We start from the raw sequence: 19,261 nt of genomic DNA on the forward strand, positions 1-19,261 counted from the left end.
CTACCAAGCTCCTTTCATACGTTCCTCTATAGGGACATAATCAATATCATAACCAAAATATTTAGGCCCAACAGTTTCTATGCCTTTGTCGGTTCTCCATTGCTTATCACATTTTAATCCTATAACAAGAACACGTCTTCCATATCTCAATGCATCGGTAGTTATTGGAGTAATATTTTCTAAATCAACTAAACAAATTAAATCCGGCGTCGTAGCTAAAACTTCATCACCTTTCTTAGCCACAAGATTCTCATTCTGGAAATTCACCTCGCATTTTTCTCCCCTATATTCTTCTAAACCCTCTAGTTTCACAGTACCAAAATTAAAGCCACCCTTAGTTTCTCTCAGTACATCCGTGATTTTACCCTTAAAAAGCTCGAAGCCATCTATTTTATCCATAAGCTGCTTAATAGGAGGTATATCATGTTTATTTGACTCCCTTATGGATTTTCCTATATCTTCAGAATAGGTCATGATTTTTCTAATACCACATTGTTTTATATCCTTACCTGTCATAGGGTATATGCATATCATTACAGAACCCCCCTGAGCAACGGTCATGGCTCTGGCTATATTTTCAGACCAACTGTTGCTAATGGTATCAAGTACTGATACATTCCCCTTTTCATCTGTAATAACCATAGGTGATGAGGTTATCCCATGTAGATGATATGTCACCATTTGTAGCTCTGGAAATGCTCTACCCATCCCATCAACATCGATAATCGGTACTTTCATTTGTGCCGCCACAGCTAAAGGTACCATGGAATTAACTCCTCCTGCTTCAATGGGCATAGTAGCATATATCTTTTTTCCATAATATTTTTCCATTGCTTCAAAGGCTCTTTTGAATTCCGATCCATTGGCTATCTTCTCTATGAGTACAGTAGGTGCCCCCATCATTGCCGTTGGAACAATAAAAGCATCATCTGGGACTTCATCTACATCTATCATAGTAACAGGTCCATATTTTTTGATTGCTTGTAGGGCCATTAATTTCCCTATATAGGGGTCCCCTCCACCACCGGTTCCTAAAAGTGCAGCTCCTAAAGCTATATCCTCGATAGCTTGAGCATCTAATTTTCTCATATTATAACCTCCTCATATAGATGATCTTTAATCATTTTTTGATGCGAATTTATATATTAAATAGTAAATAACCATTGAGACAATGATCCCATTAATTGGTTGTATACCTTTTTTAATACCTATAGCTACTACACTCCCAATAAACCATGAAGCAACACCAATTACATTAATACCAGCCTTGGCTTTAAAGTCCTCCGACTTGCCCCCCTTAACCAGCCAATAATCGGCAATCATAACTCCAGCTACTGGAGGAATGGCGGAGGTTAGAATCATTAAAAAGTTTACAAAATAATTTATAATTCCTGCCACTGCAAGGACAGTTCCAAGGATTCCTGCTATTGCCGTTGCCATACTTCTTTTAGAATCATCTAGATTAAATAGGTTTGTTATAGCTAAGCCTCCAGAATAAGCGTTAACGGTATTGGTTGTCCATGTGGCCAAAATCAAAGCAATAAGCCCCAAAGAAGGAACTCCTAGCTCTGTGAGTACCATAGTTATGTCATAGGTTCCTGAAACTAAGCTCATTAACCCTCCCATTGTAATCATTGCTATACCCGCTGGCACTACTCCAAAAACAGAGGATTTAATAACATCACCTCTACCCTTTGCATACCTTGAATAATCACCAGCAATAACTCCTCCTAAGGCAAAGGACCCAACTGTTAAAGCTATACCTGCCAAAAAGCTCATTGGCTGAGCTGGCTGATGACTGGATAATATTTCAGTCCCATGCTTGGCAAAGGAAGCATACACTCCATATATGGATACTAAAACTAATGCAGGAACTGCTATATAATTTAAGTATTTCAAAGCATTAAAACCATAAATTGCAGTTATAAGCATTATAAATCCCCAAATCAACGATGACATCCAAATAGGAATATTTATACCCACCGAAGATGCCAAGATTCCACTAAAGGCAGATCCACATACATTGGCTTGAAAACCAAACCACCCTAGACATGCAATACCTAAAGCAAGTGAAATAATTAGTCTTGAACCATTTTCTCCAAAGGCACTGGATGCTGCCCCTACGGTGGGAAGTCCTGTATCTGAGGCTTGCATACCTTGGAAGCACATATAAAGTACAACTATACTATAGCCTATAGCACCTGCCCAAAAAGCTTGTGCCACGGTTAAGCCCGATACCAAAAGACCACCTATCATTAATGATGGGACACATATCATTGAACCAATCCATATGAGTGCAATACTACCCCATGATTGCCTTTGTTCCATAGGTACACTTTTTAATCTTTTTTGTTTTGATGATGTTTGGTTATTTTCTGTCAATTTTTTCATCTCCCTTCAAAATAACTAAATTAGAATTTTATAGAATGCAATTACTATGCCAAGAATAATTATTGATTTTGACCAAATTTTATATATTTTCTTTAATTTTCATAATTTTTTCTCATTATTTTTTATAAAAACATCTTCTAATATATATACTTTTCTCGTATTTTCTCATAAAAAATATATTTTTCTCTCTATTTCTTATCTTTTTAAAAAACATTTTACTTATGATAAAATGAGAACAAAACTGAGAAACATAGATTTTTTCACCCCTATAATTTATTTTTGAGAATTTTCATGAAAGGAATGTATTTATGAAAACAATATCACCTTCTATTTTTCTCACCAGCTTAGCCAAGGGATTGGATTGTACTATTTATTACTTTGATGAAGAAAAAACCTTAATGAAGGCAAGAAGTAGGCATTCAATGACCTTTAAATCCCTTTATACTCTGAGTAAAGGGCAAAGAAAAGAATTTATCGCTAGCACGCATCCTATTATCAAAACATGGGAGACTACTTTTGAAGGCAGCAATATCAATATCCAAGGGATTTACACTCCTATTCTCGATGAAAAAAAAGGTCTATTATGGTTATTTTTTAAGGAGTATAAAGATTTCAGCTTAACCAAGGACTCATATTTAGATTTTGATGATAATTTAGTAAATATGCTTAACACATTATGCGAAACAATTACTTTACTAATATCTTTAGATGATATAAAGGAAAAAAATTCCCTCTACAGTCAATCAGCCGCTTTTATTGGAAACCTAATATCCAATGGACTTATGCTTTATGATAAGGAAGATAAACTTTTATTTTATAACAAATCAGCGGAAAGAATGGGTATAACAAATATCGATTCCACTAAATTATCGAACAATAAAATCTTCAATATGAATACTAATGAGTTGTATTTAGGAAACAAATTAGTGGGGAAACTAAAATACACTTCAAATCAAGCTAATTTTAAAAACAACTTAGAATATGAAAAAAACTCAATTAAAAGCTTTAATAAAATCATTGGAAAAGATCCTAGAATCAACAGAGTATTATCCATTGTTAATCAAGTGGCACCAACCGATGGCACCGTACTTTTGAGGGGTGAAAGTGGTACAGGCAAAGAGGAATATGCAAAATTAATACACACCCTAAGTAATAGAAGGAATAGACCATTTATAGCTTTAAACTGTGCGGCAATACCCGAAAATCTTCTTGAAAGCGAACTCTTCGGATATGAGGGTGGTTCCTTCACAGGAGCAAAAAAAGAAGGAAAAATAGGTAAATTCCAAATGGCTGATACGGGAACTCTATTTTTAGATGAAATAGGAGATATGCCTACTTCTATACAAGTCAAATTATTGAGGGTATTGCAGGAAAGATATATCGAACCCGTGGGAAGCAATAAAGAAATCCCCATAGATGTAAGGATAATTTGTGCTACACATCAAAACTTAGAAGATAAAATAGCTATGAATGAATTTAGAGAGGATCTTTATTATCGCATAAATGTAATTCCAATAGATATTCCTTCATTAAACAATAGACATGATGATATAGAGCTTTTATTGACATACTACGTTAAAAAATACTGCATTTCCCAAAGGAAGGGCTTCATGGCATTCTCCTATGCTGCAATGAAGATTTTAAAAAACTATCACTGGCAAGGAAATATAAGAGAATTAATGAATGTTATTGAGTATTGTGTTACTATGTCAAATAAAAGCATTATAGATGTATCGGATTTACCTGCATATATTAAAAACGATAAGCCTACTGGTACTCAAAATCTCTCAACAAGTAGAAATCAAAGACCTAACAGACCCACAGCGGAAGAATTATATGAGCTTGTAAGGCAATTCGGGAAAGACACAGAGGGTAAAAAGAATTTAGCTAAGCACCTAGATATAAGCCTAGCAACATTATATAGATGGCTTTCTAAATATAATATAAAAAACTAATTTCATTTTCAATACTTTTAGGAGGATACTTATGAAGCATATAGATTTAAACTGGATAAAGCCCTTGTTTTTAGGCAGTATTTTTTTAGGTGTTGGTGGAGGGGGAAAAGCTAACAATATATTGTCTTTCTGTGAGGAGATTTTTTCAAAGGGATTAACTATTCCACTGCTAGACATTGAGGATTTAGAGGAAACCAATAATTATGCTGCGGTGGGTTTAATAGGATCTCCAGAGGTAATTGATGATTTTTATTGTACGGGTAAGGAAGGAATAAAAGCCTTGGAAACATTACAATCCATTACCAAGGCTGAGGTTAAGGGCATTTTCACCCTTGAATGTGCAGGTGTTAATGTACTATACCCCATTCTTGTTGCTAGCTTATTAGAACTTCCCTTTATTGATGGTGATAGTATGGGTAGAGCATTTCCAGAGCTTCAAATGACGACATTCCATTTAAACAAGCAGCCTTTGATGCCCTTTATACTTTGCAATACTGGGCTAAGAATATACGAATACTATGATGTTGATAATTTTTTACTTGATTTAAATATACGTCATGTTCTAAGTGAGTATAATAATATTGGTTTCTTTGCTTCCTGTGCTTCAAAGGGCAGCAGCTTAAGAAAAATGTTGATTCCAAGAACTCTATCTTTTACCTATGAAATAGGTAAAGTTTTCATGGATATTTCATCCTATGAGGATATTATAAATAATTTAATAAAGTCCACTAAAAATTCAATTTACGGAGCTAGTATTGAATTATTTCTAGGAGAAATTGATAATATAGAAAATGTTGACCATAAAAACTGGCAATCAATTTATATGAAGGGTATAAAGCATTATAAAGGAGAAGCGTTTCAAATTTTGACCCAGAACGAAAATCTAATAGCCTATAAAAACAATGCCCTAGCAGCAATGGCACCGGATTTGATTAGCTTAATAAGCTTGGATACATTAACACCTATTAGCAATAACGATTTATCCAAAGGGATGAAAGTAGCTGTTATAGGGACACCAGCTCCCCTTGTATGGAAAACCATAGATGGATTGAATATTGTTGGCCCTAAATGCTTTGGCTATAAATCCCCCTACAAGCCTTTAGAAAAGCTTTATTTTAACTATTACTATTAATTTAGGTGATGATTATGAAAGGAAATCTTGTAATTATTATAGATGATATGAATATTGATTTGGTATTTGGAGTCTCTAATATCCCTGTAGCATCTATTAATAAAAGCCACAATAAAATATCGGAATTAAAAAATCTTTTATCGACCTTTTTGAATTCTAATTCCATTGATTTTAACAACATTAGAAATGTTATATTCGTTATAGATTTCACAAAATTTATTAAGGATATTAAAAAATGCTCCTTCGGATATATCAGAATAGGGGATGTTACAAATAGTAAACTTGAGACAAAGGAATTCATGAAGAATATATCCTTAGATATATATAATCTTAGTATTTCGGATTCCCATTCAAATGGAAAAAATAAAGAGTTGAAAAATTTTCTTGAATATTTAAGGGAAAGAGGAATAAATAAGATCGCCCTAAGTAGTTCCTTTTCAGCCCTTAATCCCCATAAGGAGAAGAGCTTGATCCAAGATATAAATAGGATGTTTCCAAATACCTTTACCATATATCCATCCTATAGTTACAGTAGCTTTAATTATATGCTTAGGGAAAATGCAATGTTTTTAGATTTGCTTTTATTCGATACAGTTAATAATTTCCTCACCACAATTAACCAAATGTTTAATGATTTAGGCATTAATTCATCAATCTATTTTATGAAGGGTAGTGGGACATTAACCAGCTTAAGAATCGCATCAATATCTCCAATCTTTACATGGCAATCATTATTTTCTAGTCAATTAATAGGTGCCAGTATCGCCACTGGAGAAAAGGATGCCTTTGTATTAACCAATCATGGCCAAGAGATGAAGTTGGGTATAATCCAAAATAAATTACCAAAACTTTCCGATACCTTTAGTAATTTTCAAGGACTACATATACCAAATTTTTTTCCGAAATGTAGTTTTACAAATGTTTCACAGTATAATAGAACATGTTATAGCTTTCTGAAATCCAATAATCCTTTTACAGGGCCTGTTCCAATAATCAATTTTGTAGAGGATTTATATTTACATAAGCCCCTTCTTACATATCCAATAATAAATGTCAAAAAATATTCTTCAACCTTGGCTCAAGGGGCTTTAAACTCCTTTTTTCAGCTAGAGCTAACCAGTATAGTAGCTACATCTGATCCTAATATCATCAAGGCAGAGAAAATAGCATTAATTGAAAAATCTAAAAGGATATTGGAAAAGGATAAAATCAAACTTAAAGCTATTAATTATGTATACGAAATAAATCCTATCAAGTATGTATTAAAGAATGCTTTTTACATAAAATTGTATGTTAAAGGTGATATAGACTAAAACAAATGCGTTTTGGACGCATTTCAGGCTACCTAAAAACCCGAATTTCTTCGTTGTTACTGAAACCAAGAACCCTTACGTATGTCTATATACGCCGCGGCCTCTCGGTTTCAGCACGCCTCGAACTTCGAATTATTAGACAGCCTGACATCTTGTTGACTTTGTCAACAATCTGAAATGCGTCTTGGACGCATTTATAGTTGTAAGTTTTAAGTTCTAAGCTTTAGGGTCATCCCTTTAGAGGTTTTTAAAAAATATATAAAATTAGGCTATATTGGAATATATCATTTTATTATATCTTCTAGCTGTCCTTCAATTATATTAATTAGGTCCCTTACCCTTAGCTCCATTTGGGCTCCTATTTTTCCTGCACTTACGATAATCTCATGAATTTCGCCTGCACTAATATCTATAAAGGTTTTATAGCTTTTCTTCATTCCTATTGGAGAGCATCCTCCTCTAATATAGCCAGTCACCTTTAATATTTCCTTAACGGGAATCAATTCAACCTTTTTTTCTCCAGATACCCTTGCAGCTTTTTTTAAATCCAACTCCTCAGCCACGGGTATTACAAAAACATAAATATTTTTGCTATTTCCTTGAACTACAAGGGTCTTATATACGTGCTTCGGGTCTTTGCCTATTTTAGCTGCTACTGATATACCATCTATCTTCCCATCGTTTTTGTCATAATTAAAGATACTATAATCAATATCATTTTGATCTAGAATCCGCATGGCATTTGTTTTTTTAGCTTTAGCCATATATATCACTCCCCACTACATTATGATTATATATATTTTACCAAAAAAACAAAGTTAACAGCTATAGTTTAAAATAAACTACGATATGCCCTTTTTGGTTAAGACTGAATTTATAGTTACTTTATCTTGTTCCAACCTATTTATGGCAGTACCCACAATCTCAAATATTAGATCTTCGTAGGATAAACCTGCCTTTAACGCCATCTTGGGTAAATCACTATACTGGGGCTTTAACCCTGGCAAACTATTTATTTCAAGTATATAGGGCTTATTTCCCCTTAGTCTTATATCTATCCTCGCAAAATCTTTACAACCAAGGACATCAAATGCTCTCTTAGCATTATACTTTACCGATTGTTGGATTTGAGGATTTAATGGAGCCGGGCATAAATATTTTGTTTTTTTATCAAACTTAGATTTTACTTCAAATGTATAAAATTTACCAAATTCTTCAGGAATATCCTCAAAATCAATCTCCATTATAGGAAGAAACTCCTTTTGATTTCCATTCCCAATTAAAGCCACTGTCAATTCTCTACCTTCTATAAACTCTTCAACCAAAACAGGTGGTCGATATTCTTTAAGTAAGCTTTTCACTTTTTTAATTAGATCCCTTTCATTGTATACTACACTATCCTTGTGGATACCAAATCCCGAGCCTTCACAAGAAGGTTTTACGATCAGTGGAAATTTTAGGTTCGAGTCTAATTTCTCTTTTATAGTATTGAATATTTGAAATGCAGGTGTAGAAATGTTATTATAATCAAATATTTGTTTTGCAATGGATTTACTTAAAGCTAGGGAATGTCCCAAAATTCCCGATCCAACATATGGTATCCCTAGCATTTCTAGAATTGCCGGTACATGCGATTGTCTACATTCTCCTCGAATGCCAGTACATAATGGAAAAGCTAAATCAATTTTACTATCCCTTAAATTCTGGATAATATTTTTATCAGCTATAATTTCTACTACATCATATCTCTTTTTTAATACCCTACATACTTCCTCTTTTGTTTTTTGTTTCTGGTTATCAGCACACCTTGTCTCTATTGTATTCCCAACAATCCCATGTGACTGATCAAAAATCACCCCAATCTTTAATCCCATTCTGCTTCCCCCTTTAGGCAAATTCAAAAACAAACTAATCATATTACTCACCATTTTGATTATTTCGTAACCTGACTTGTTCATTTTTTCCCTATGCCTTATTCCTTATATTTGTAAATAATAATTAAGGAAATTAAATAATTAGCTTCTACAAAACCCGTCCACTATAGATATTACCCAAAGCCATACCCTATAATATCATGTAATTGTACTAAATAAGAGTCAAGTTGAATATGTTCCAACATAATTATACCATATAAGTCATTTTTGTTAAATTTTATACTCCCATCCTAATATTTCAAGAAATATATACATAGTAAGTTGTTCTATTTTCTATTTTCATATTAATCATTAACTACAGCCTGCTGAAATAGCTCATTTAAAAATATATTATATTCTCCTTCAGCTTTTGTGATTTCAAGTTTTTCTGTAAAATAATCTCCTAACTTCTTCTCTAGTTGAATAATGTTTTGACCTAGCTTATCTTTTCTATAAAGATAGTTTTTCAGTAAGGTATATTCCTTCCTTGTAATAGAATATTTATAGTTGCTTTTTTCACTAGCTTTTATTTCCAAAGGTCCGTAAATCCCATTTTTTTCTTCTACTATAACAATGGTAGACGCGATATTATCACCTACTCTTTTGTGTTGTTTTGAAAAAAACATTAACACAACACCTACTCCATATAGATCTATTATGATTCTAAATAGATTTCTAATTATGGAATGCTTTATGGTTATCGGTTGTCCATTATTTCGAATGGTTCTAAGTCCAAAAATCTTTTTACCAGGTGTCATTCCATTCATAGCCATTTCAAATATTATAAAATATCCATAAACAATTACCCATATGACAAGGATAGCTGCACCTATTACCCATCCTTGATAGTCCTCGTACAACTCTGCTGGATCTATTTTAAAAGCAACTAAGGTTATTATTATTACTGCTATCGCTAGGGTTTGAATAAGTATATCTATGACTGCAGCTGCAGCTCTAGCACCTAACCCCGCCAGCCTGTACTCAATCTCAATATTTTCAGGAGTTGTAATTCTTATCTTATTCATATTTTTCCCTCCATTTTCTAATAGATTATAAATTTACCCATTTATTTCTAATTACTAATTTGATACAATAGGTTGATAGAGGTGATAATTTTGAAAGAAAATCAATTTATTGAAAAACATACTTCTTCGTGGCTGGAATTAAAGGAACTAACAAATTTATTGGATAAAAAAGGGATTTCAAAACTTGAACCGAAAAGGCTAAGAAAATTTTTATATCTTTTTCGTAGGGCAAGTCACAATCTTGCGTACTCTAGGACTCATTTTCCTAATAGTGATATAATTCCTTATTTAAACTCTTTGGTAGGCAGAGCCCATAATCATATCTATGCCGTTAAAAAGGGTAGTTTTTCGAGTATACTTAAATATTTTAGTAGTGGCTTTCCAATCCAATTAAAAAGACTACGTATTTTCATACTAACAGCATTTTTAATATTTTTTATAGGCTTTGCTTTGAGCTTTACACTAGTTTCCATGGATTCGCAAAACGCATACTATTTTCTACCTGAACATATGATAGAAAATATTGATTGGGAAATGGATGGTAATGAAGCTTGGGACTATCCTTTGATGTCTAGCTTAATTACTGTTAACAACATATCTGTGGCCTTTAAAGCATTGGTATTCGGTATAACCCTTGGACTAGGTACTATTTATGTATTATTTCATAATGGTGCAATCCTAGGAGGACTAACAGGGCTAGTATATCATTTTGGTAATCCAACAACCTATTGGTCCCTAATATTACCCCATGGAGTAATAGAACTAACTGCCATTTTCATAGCTGGAGGAGCTGGACTAATTATAGCCCATTCCATCCTACTTCCCGGGGAACATTCTAGAAAGCATTCCATCATAAGAGGTTCAAAGGAAGCTGTTTCTTTAGTATTCGGTATTATGTTACTGCTTGTTATTGCTGGTATTATAGAGGGGTTTTTCACTCCACTTTCCATCCCACCAATTGCAAAACTAATGTTCTCCTTTGCAACAGCCCTTGGGCTTTTGATTTATTTTGTTATAACTGTACAGGATGTTTAAAAAAACATGGGGTACGGCTACCTAAAAACCCGAATTTCTTCGTTGCTGCTTCAATCAAGAACCCTTACGTATGTCTATATACGCTTCGGTCTCTCGCTTTCAGCACCCCTTGAACTTCAGATTTTTAGGTAGCCTTTCATCTAGTTGACTTTGTCAACAATCTGACCGGATGTTTAAAAAAACATCCGGTTTTTTGTATATAGATATTTGTTTATTGCATTCATTGCCAATTTTTCAGGCGGACATTCAATACACATGATTCCCTTTGCATTTAATTTATGGATTATTTTTTTACGCTCCCTTAGGAGTTCAAGGGCCACTCCCTTGTTAAAAACCTCATGCTCCTCTTTCCCAGGTATAGATGTCATTTTTTCAAGCTTCTCATCCTTAAGCAATACAGTAATTACAATATTGTTTTTCGATAACACCGATATCACCTTCATCATATCTTCTGCCTCTTCAATAGTATCAAAATCCGTAAACAAAAATATCAAACTCCTACGCCTTTCTTTTCTTTTCAAATGATAAAAGGCTTCTTCATAGTTTGATGTTTCCTTTGTATGGTGAATGTGATACAAAGCTTCCATAAGCCTATTTCTATGATTATGGCCTTTACCCGGCATTATTAGATTGTTTACTTCTGTATTAAAAACCATCATCCCTGACCTATCCCCATTTTGATTAACTATATCGGATAATACCAATGTAGTGTTGATGGCAACATCGAGCTTTTTATATCCCCTTACGGAATAACTCATAGGTCTACCACTATCAATCAACATATATACATGCTGATTCTTTTCTGGTTCATACTGATTAACGATGGGCCTATTCTCCCTAGCCGTCGCCTTCCAATTGATTTTTCTGTATTCATCTCCAAGCACATAATCCTTTAAGCTTTCGAATTCACTACCACTGCCCAACATTTTGAAGGATTTTTGTCCAGCTCGATTGAATTTACTATTATATACCGCTAGCTTATATTTTCTCAAATCCTTAAGATTAGGATATACCTTATATTCTCTATGGAGAGACACTTTAAAGGATTTCATACAAAGCTTCCAATTACCTTTGTACCTAATGTGAATATCTCCAAACTTAAAGGCTCCTCTTTTTTTGGGAATAAGCTCATATTCAAAATCCGCGTAGCCATGGGGCATTATATATTCTGTCATAATTTTTCCATGAACTTCAAAATGAAAGTCTGGATATTCATCCTTTATTTCCATATATATTTTTCTATCACATTTATTATATACTCTAAATCTTATTTTTTCCTTTTCATAAATAGACAGCTTATCCTGTCCAATTCGCTCTATCTCAAATACATCATTTGAAGGTGATAGAAAATAGTCTAGGGTTAATACTGCAAAGCAGGCTAAATTATATAAAATAAATGTAGTCATACTTAGTTCAGCAAAATAGGACAATCCAACAATTAGAATCCCTGCACCTAAAATAGAAATAAATCTCTTTGTAAAAATCAATATAATCACCCAACTCTCTATCTAGGCACTTTTACACCTGATAAAATGCTCTTCAAAACCTCATCCTCTGTAGTTCCTTCAATTTGAATTTCTGGCTTCAATACAATTCTATGTCTAAGGCAAGGAATAGCCACACTCTTAATATCCTCAGGAATAACAAAATCTCTACTATCAATAACGGCATAGGCCTTTGCCGCTTGTAGAAGTGCAATAGAACCCCTTGGGCTACTTCCAATTTCAATAAAGGGATGATTCCTTGTTTCTGCGATAATATTAATTATATAACCCATTAATCCTTCATCTATCTGGGTACTTTTTATTTCATTTCTACATTTTAATATATCCTCTCCGCTACATACAGAATTAACGCCAGCACTGTCTAAATCAACACTTGTAAAGCCTTGGTTATATTTTTTAAGCACTTCTTTTTCCGCTGCAGGTGATGGATAGTCTACCATAAGCTTCATCAAAAATCTATCGAGCAAAGCCTCGGGTAAAGGATATGTACCTTCATACTCAATTGGATTTTGAGTAGCAAAAACCATATATGGGTCTGGAAGCTTAATGATTTCACCATCAATCGTTACTGTTCTCTCCTCCATGGCCTCTAATAATCCAGCCTGTGTCTTAGGAGGAGTACGATTGATCTCATCCGCTAGAAGCATATTCGTAAAAACAGGTCCCTTCTTTAATTCAAATTCCTTTGATTGCATATCAAAAATCTTTGTTCCAGTAACATCGGCTGGCATTAAATCCGGTGTAAATTGAATTTTTTTAAAGTCAACATCAATGGCCCTTGAAAGCCCTCTAACCATAAGGGTTTTTGCAAGTCCTGGAACCCCTTCCAATAGCACATGTCCTCCGCATAAAAAAGCCGTCAAGCTAAATTTTAGCAATTCTTCCTGTTCCACTATAACCTTTTTAATTTCTTTATTAATCTTATCTACTATATTTTTTGTATATCCTTTTTCAACCTTTTCCAATGGTCTTCTCTCCTTTTCATGATTATTTTCTTAAGAGACTCAATAATAGATATCATTTCTAAGTACTTCTTGGATTTCTTTTTCTTGTTTTTTATATGGCTGATTTCAGACCTTTTGAAATCATACAATTCCTTAGCTTTATTAAACCTGGATAGTTTCTTTTTTTCCCAAAGCTCTAGCCATTCCTCATCTATACATTCATTTTTCCCAAACAATCCTTGAACCTCTAATAAAAAATCCCTATAATAGCTTTCAAAAACTACCTCCCAACAGCCTGCCTTTTGATATAATGAAGCCACTGACAAGATATACTCATTCTCGGTTCTTTCTACCTCCTCATAAAGGGGTATTGGTTTACCAAATCTTTTGCCTTTATAAAAAATAATACTAGCAATTAGAAAAGCTACTTGGTACAACATAAATTTTATCCCCTTGGGCATATCTTCCCATAGAGATTTTTTCTTCCCCCCTGAATAATGATAAAACTCATTAAACTCTATCCTAGAATATCCCCATTCATCAATCTGCTTTAAAATCCAATATGCACCATCGGTATCCCTGCTTAATGCTTTATTGTTTATGAGACCACTATCTCCTATTAACACCCTTCCATCTCCATAGGAAAACACTGACCCACTGTCTTTATAGTGCATAGTGAAGGAATCTATTTTTTTACCGTAGTCAAGTCGTATATCTCCTATATCTTCATATAAGCAAACTAATTTACCACCCATCTTTATCCATGCTTTAATACTATCATCATTAATATCAAACCGCGAATTATAGTTTGAAAGAATAACGAACTGTATATTATCATAATCCTTATCCTCTATATTGTTTAAATCTAGCTTAACAGGATAACCCAGTTCCTTCATAGCTTCGTATATAACGCTTACTCCCTTGGAGCCCTTATTTAAGACTGAATAGGGAATAGATTTATTGTTTTTATCACCGGAAAAATTTAAACTAAGCCATAAAAAAATGGGTATTAGAAAAATGAATATCCATATGTCCTTCTTATTTTTTATTTTCAATATTGCTCACCCCATCATTTAATACTGCTATCATTTTTTCCCATGATTCATAAATATCTTCATTTATTTTTTTGTGACCATACCAAACCTTATTGAATAGATTGACAGCATCTTGAAATAAGGCTGTATCCTTAAAGTCGTTTTTTTTCAAGGTGTAAATAATCTCAGTATTTGTCTGGGTTTCATCTAAATACAAAAGATTATTTTCATTCATTTGAAAGAGAAGTGCTATAAAGCTATATCTAAGGGCTTCCCTATAATCCTTTAACTCCTTATATCTCCTAGCTTTCTCATACAATCCCTGGGTAGTTGTTTTTTCATCAATTATTTCTCCAAGTATACTTGTAACCCTTTTATCCCTTTTAATAATCCTTTTTATATATATAATCAGTATAATTACTATTAGGATAATCAATACAGAACCTATTATGATTATTCCATTTGATATGGAAGGTGCAGCATCAGCAATCTGTTTATCACTGATATCTATTGAATTCAGCCATGCTTTTATCCATGAAAGAATTTTTTCTTTAATTCCTTCCATTATGTCTATATATTTTCTACTGAGATGCTTGTATTCAAGCCTATTTAGTATTTCTTCAATAGTTTTATCAAATTTTTCTTTCGTTGGAGTCGATAGATATCCTAGATATTTCACTTTTCTTCTCCTTTACTATTTTATCTTTTAAGCCTTCTAACTCTAATTCTATATCATAGCCCTCATTCTTAAATCTTTGATTATAATATAAAATAGTGGTAAATATTCCTCCTAAGGGAGATATAAATAGGGAAAATATTAACTGTATAGGAATCCTTAAGAAATTACCAGCCATCAGCAATGCAGTCAAAATAGACTCTCTTACATCTAATGTTTTTAAAATAAGCATAATCAATCCTACGATTACCCCTAAAAATGAATATATGGAATATGTAATCCCTGAGACAACGATGGAAAATAATATATTTATCCCAAACAATTTCCAAAAACTATTTTTCACTAAATTTCTACTTCTTTTTAATGCCTTAAAGAAATAGAACTTTTCTAAAACGACAGCATGAATTGAAAACATGTATAAAGTAGATAAAAGACTAAAAACCACAACAAATCCTATTATCATTACTATCATCCAAATTTCAATCTTATCAAAGGAATAGAAATCTAGTATAAAATTTAATTTAACTGTGAGTAAAATAAATCCAATGATTATAGGAAGAAATATTATTGCATAAGCCATTATCAATGTGAAAATAGCTGGAATCTTTTTAAAGGATAGTCCCAAAGCCTTTTCAAATCCAACGGATTTATCTAGAAAACCTTTAGATGCTATATCTATAATCCCCACTTTTTGTACAAATTTAAATAATAATACAAGGGAGAAAATGATTACAAAAATAGAAGAAATAGCAATCACAGCCCCAAAGTCAGCATTAGAAAATATATCATCCATAAAGAAGCCATCAAATAGCTCGGCCACCGTAAATGCAAAGGATAACATCCCAACAAAGAAAATTATAAAGTAAGCTATGATACTTATGATATAGTATAAAAACAAATAAAGTGCTGAGGACCCCATATTCTTTTTATGAATATCAAAGGTCTTGTCCATGGCATCGGCAAGGGACATAACAGAGTAGTTTTTCAAAATCATTAGTACCTCCTCCTTTAATAAATAGTAAATATTTACTGGTAATTTTATCACAATATGAATTATATATCATTTAGTATTGATTTACAATGATAATGGGGTAAATGCATATAACGCCACATTATAGTTGAAGATTGAAGAGGGTCAATATGACAAAGGTGACGATTCTCTTTGTCACATAAAATCTATTTGTGCCAAAAAGAACCGCCACCTTTGTGATATAATATTTATTATATAAGTCTATTATTTTAAAACATATCTTTACTCTTCAGATAACATCTGTCCCATCAAAACTCCCATAACCGATGCCATCATTAGACCCCTTGTCCATCCACTTGAATCTCCAAGACAATGAAGCCCCTTTATATTAGTTTCAAAGGCATTATCAACATCTATTTTATTACTATAAAATTTTATTTCTGGACCATATAATAGTGTTTCCCTACTTGCAAACCCGGGAACAACGGTATTCATTGCTTTGATGAAGTTAATAATGTTCATCATAGGTCTGTATGGAATAGCAGATGTCAAATCCCCGGCTACTGCATCGGGTAATGTATGCTTTACATTGGATTGATCCAATTCATCCTGCCAAGTTCTTTTCCCATCAAGTATATCCCCAAATCTTTGTACCAATATATTGCCATTACCAAGCATGTTGACTAGTTCAGCAACTTTCTTTCCATATTGTATAGGTTGATTAAAGGGCTCTGAAAAATTATGAGAACTTAATATGGCCAAATTAGTGTTATTCGACTTCTTATCCTTATATGAATGTCCATTAACAATTGCTAAATCATCATCATAATTTTCTTGACTAACAAATCCACCAGGATTTTGACAAAAAGTTCTTACTTTATTTCTAAATGGTTCCGGATAGCCTATAAGCTTTGACTCATAAAGCACATTATTAACCTTCTCCATAATCTCATTCCTAACTTCAACCCTTACTCCAATATCAACAGTTCCCGCAACATGATTAATCTCATGGTCTAGGCACATAGCTTTCAGCCAATCTGCACCCTTTCTTCCCGATGCAATAATTATTTTATCACCATAAATCTCTTCGTCATTGCTTTTGGTTTTTGAATCAGCAACTTTTACTGCCTTAACTACCCCTTCCTCCACAACTATATCCTTAACCACTGTATCGAACTTAATATGAACTCCTGAATCCATAAGATAATTTTGTATCTTCAGATATATTTCTTGTGCTTTTTCCGTGCCAAGATGTCTAATGGGGCAATCAACTAATTTGAGCCCTGCTTCAATAGCCTTTCTTCTTATAACTTTAATTTCTTCATTATTATCTATTCCTTCTATCTTCTCATCTGCTCCAAAATCAAGATATATCTTATCGGTATAATCTATAAATTCCTGGGCTTTGTCACTTCCTATTAGTTTAGGCAAGTCTCCCCCTACTTCATAGCTTAGGGAAAGTTTGCCATCTGAAAATGCCCCCGCCCCAGAAAATCCTGTTGTTATATGACAATAGGGCTTACATGAAACACATACCTTCGTCTGCTCCTTAGGGCAATGTCTTTGTTCAATATTTCTTCCTTTTTCAATAATCAATATTTTTTTCTCAGATTTCTGTCTAATCAACTCTAGGGCTGTAAAAATTCCCGATGGACCTGCTCCTACTATTATTACATCATAACTCAAAATGATCATCTCCCTTTATAATTTTGTCATAAATAGTCTTCATTCCCAAAAAACGAAATGTACCGATATTCGTTCTTTACGAATATTACTCCATAATTATTGAATTTAAATCAACACATCTACTTCTATGCATTATATTTATTAGGGAAATTCAAAAAGAAAGAAAAGCATAAAAGTTGTGCTGCCAATAAGCCTATAGCACTTATAGCCCACAACTATTTACGGTAGTTAGGTAGAAACATCCAGCCCATATTGCTAGATTTATATAAGTGAACTTTAAATATATTTTTTAAATAATAGTTCGTTTACCAAAAAAAGTATAACCCATTTCACGAACAATTACAATACTTTTAATATAATTATTCACTTTTTTATTTTTCTTTCACCTACTGATCACCATAAAAAAACAAGAACCCTGCTAAGCAAGACCCCTGTTCCCTTTATGGTCACCAGACCTTATCATTATAGTTTAAAGGGATAAAAAAAACTTTATTTATCAACAACCTTAAAATATTCGGCTAAGAATTTTGCTAATATATAAACTCTTTGATACACTTTATGCATTCATTTATATTAGGGTCAATTACCCACATAGAATTAATTATTCTTGGTTTCCCGGATTTATTTGTAGGAATTTGTATACTTTCCATATTCCAATCATTTATTTTATAGTAATCATACACTAATTTTAAGGATTCCTTATTACTTATATTAGTTTTTACATTGGGATAAATTCCTGCAATTAATTTAGGATATTCTGAAAAATTTAATTCCTTCACCTTATCAATTATTAATTTCATTATCCTTTGTTGTCTTTCAGTTCTTTCATAGTCACCTTTCCCAACCTTTCTAATCCTACAATAGGCAAGGGCTTGCTGACCATTTACATGTTTTAATCCACTTTGCTTTATAAAGCACTGTCTACTTCTACCTAATCCACTCAAACATCTATTCAATTCTCTAACCTCATATTTTTTTATATTAACATCTACTCCTCCTAAAACGTCAATAACTCTTTCAAATCCTTTAAAATTAATCACTATATGCTTATCAATATTTAAATTAAAATTCTTATTTATGGTTTCCTTCAATAATTCTACTCCCCCATAGGCATAGGCCGCATTTATACGATTGTTTTTATGCCTCGGTATTTTTACATAAGTATCTCTCATTATGGACGTTAATTTTACCTGCCTTTTAAATTTATTTATAGAAGCTATCATTATTGTATCCGCTCTAGAATGGCTAAAGGTATTACTTCTACTATCAATTCCAACCAATAGTATGTGTTCTATTTTTTCTTCATTAGTATCCTTATTTTCTTTCTTTCCAGCATATTTATTTGTTTCTTTTAATTTTCTATTATCACATCTAATCCTTTCGCTAATATTATCCGATGTGATCACACTGATATCTATAAATTGAGGATATATAGCAGAATCTACGATTTCAATATAATCTGAAGTAAGGGCATTAACATTAAGAGGAGAATAAAGTGTAAGTATAGATAATATCATTACAATTGTACATAAAATTACTTTTAAACTTTTTATATCATCACCTTCTCTCTAATTCTTATTTTTTGTAGTTTTTGTCTTGATATATGATGAATTTTTTCCCAAATTAATAATTGAGCAAATTGCATAATTACCTTCTACAGAAATTATCTACTATATATAGTT

General features: G+C 32.8%; 16 protein-coding genes and 1 riboswitch. Of the genes, 4 read left to right on the forward strand and 12 right to left on the reverse strand.

The genetic code is table 11. The features are described 5' to 3' along the window. Together N4A68_10850 and N4A68_10855 are read right to left on the reverse strand one after the other, a co-directional pair. A complete protein-coding gene (locus tag N4A68_10850; protein ID MCT4564792.1) occupies positions 1 to 1,089 on the reverse strand; it encodes a DUF917 domain-containing protein in 1,089 nt (362 codons plus the stop codon). Between the two features lie 27 nt (positions 1,090 to 1,116). Next, positions 1,117 to 2,382 carry a cytosine permease gene (locus N4A68_10855; protein ID MCT4564793.1) on the reverse strand — a complete coding sequence of 422 codons (1,266 nt, stop codon included), beginning with the start codon at positions 2,380 to 2,382 and terminating at the stop codon, positions 1,117 to 1,119. A gap of 317 nt (positions 2,383 to 2,699) precedes the next feature. On the opposite strand from N4A68_10855, the gene N4A68_10860 reads away from it, so the two are divergent. Genes N4A68_10860 through N4A68_10870 form a run of 3 tightly spaced genes read left to right on the forward strand, consistent with a single transcriptional unit; the run spans position 2,700 to position 6,791 of the window. Further along, positions 2,700 to 4,346: a sigma 54-interacting transcriptional regulator gene (locus N4A68_10860; protein MCT4564794.1), complete on the forward strand. Its 1,647-nt coding sequence runs from the start codon at positions 2,700 to 2,702 to the stop codon at positions 4,344 to 4,346. 31 nt (positions 4,347 to 4,377) lie between these two features. Beyond that, the gene (locus tag N4A68_10865) at positions 4,378 to 5,478 is read left to right on the forward strand and encodes a DUF917 domain-containing protein (protein MCT4564795.1); all 1,101 of its coding nucleotides are present in this window, start codon (positions 4,378 to 4,380) and stop codon (positions 5,476 to 5,478) included. Positions 5,479 to 5,492: 14 nt separating this feature from the next. Beyond that, positions 5,493 to 6,791: a hypothetical protein gene (locus tag N4A68_10870; protein ID MCT4564796.1), complete on the forward strand. Its 1,299-nt coding sequence runs from the start codon at positions 5,493 to 5,495 to the stop codon at positions 6,789 to 6,791. Positions 6,792 to 7,075: 284 nt separating this feature from the next. On the opposite strand, the gene ybaK is transcribed toward N4A68_10870, so the two are convergent. From ybaK to N4A68_10885, 3 genes are all read right to left on the reverse strand, one after another. Continuing rightward, the gene (ybaK, locus tag N4A68_10875; protein ID MCT4564797.1) at positions 7,076 to 7,555 is read right to left on the reverse strand and encodes a Cys-tRNA(Pro) deacylase; all 480 of its coding nucleotides are present in this window, start codon (positions 7,553 to 7,555) and stop codon (positions 7,076 to 7,078) included. Positions 7,556 to 7,633: 78 nt separating this feature from the next. After that, positions 7,634 to 8,665 (reverse strand): ATP-grasp domain-containing protein, encoded by a 1,032-nt coding sequence (locus N4A68_10880; protein MCT4564798.1) that lies wholly within the window; start codon positions 8,663 to 8,665, stop codon positions 7,634 to 7,636. Positions 8,666 to 9,009: 344 nt separating this feature from the next. Beyond that, entirely contained in the window at positions 9,010 to 9,729 is a 720-nt protein-coding gene (locus N4A68_10885) for an RDD family protein (GenBank protein ID MCT4564799.1), read from the reverse strand. Between the two features lie 90 nt (positions 9,730 to 9,819). On the opposite strand from N4A68_10885, the gene N4A68_10890 reads away from it, so the two are divergent. Then, positions 9,820 to 10,764, forward strand: a complete 945-nt coding sequence (locus N4A68_10890; protein ID MCT4564800.1) for a stage II sporulation protein M — start codon at positions 9,820 to 9,822, stop codon at positions 10,762 to 10,764. Between the two features lie 173 nt (positions 10,765 to 10,937). Here the strand turns inward: N4A68_10890 and N4A68_10895 are convergent, their stop codons facing one another. From N4A68_10895 to N4A68_10925, 7 genes are all read right to left on the reverse strand, one after another. Next, positions 10,938 to 12,251, reverse strand: coding sequence for a DUF58 domain-containing protein (locus N4A68_10895; protein MCT4564801.1), 1,314 nt, complete (start codon positions 12,249 to 12,251; stop codon positions 10,938 to 10,940). Between the two features lie 17 nt (positions 12,252 to 12,268). Continuing rightward, a complete protein-coding gene (locus tag N4A68_10900; protein MCT4564802.1) occupies positions 12,269 to 13,234 on the reverse strand; it encodes a MoxR family ATPase in 966 nt (321 codons plus the stop codon). Beyond that, positions 13,198 to 14,268, reverse strand: a complete 1,071-nt coding sequence (locus N4A68_10905) for a hypothetical protein (GenBank protein ID MCT4564803.1) — start codon at positions 14,266 to 14,268, stop codon at positions 13,198 to 13,200. Before N4A68_10905 ends, N4A68_10900 begins: the two co-directional genes overlap by 37 nt. Continuing rightward, entirely contained in the window at positions 14,252 to 14,926 is a 675-nt protein-coding gene (locus N4A68_10910) for a hypothetical protein (protein ID MCT4564804.1), read from the reverse strand. Before N4A68_10910 ends, N4A68_10905 begins: the two co-directional genes overlap by 17 nt. Beyond that, positions 14,880 to 15,917, reverse strand: a complete 1,038-nt coding sequence (locus N4A68_10915; GenBank protein ID MCT4564805.1) for a glycerophosphoryl diester phosphodiesterase membrane domain-containing protein — start codon at positions 15,915 to 15,917, stop codon at positions 14,880 to 14,882. The genes N4A68_10910 and N4A68_10915 overlap by 47 nt, the downstream gene beginning before the upstream one ends. Positions 15,918 to 16,175: 258 nt before the next feature. Beyond that, positions 16,176 to 17,579, reverse strand: coding sequence for an FAD-dependent oxidoreductase (locus N4A68_10920; protein MCT4564806.1), 1,404 nt, complete (start codon positions 17,577 to 17,579; stop codon positions 16,176 to 16,178). Positions 17,580 to 17,764: 185 nt separating this feature from the next. Further along, positions 17,765 to 17,868: riboswitch (purine riboswitch) on the reverse strand. 241 nt (positions 17,869 to 18,109) lie between these two features. Beyond that, on the reverse strand, positions 18,110 to 19,096 hold the full coding sequence (locus tag N4A68_10925) for an LCP family protein (GenBank protein MCT4564807.1): 987 nt from the start codon (positions 19,094 to 19,096) through the stop codon (positions 18,110 to 18,112). Between the last annotated feature and the right edge of the window lie 165 nt (positions 19,097 to 19,261).

Origin of the sequence: Maledivibacter sp., from assembly GCA_025210375.1 — a bacterium.
Classification (GTDB): domain Bacteria; phylum Bacillota; class Clostridia; order Peptostreptococcales; family Caminicellaceae; genus JAOASB01.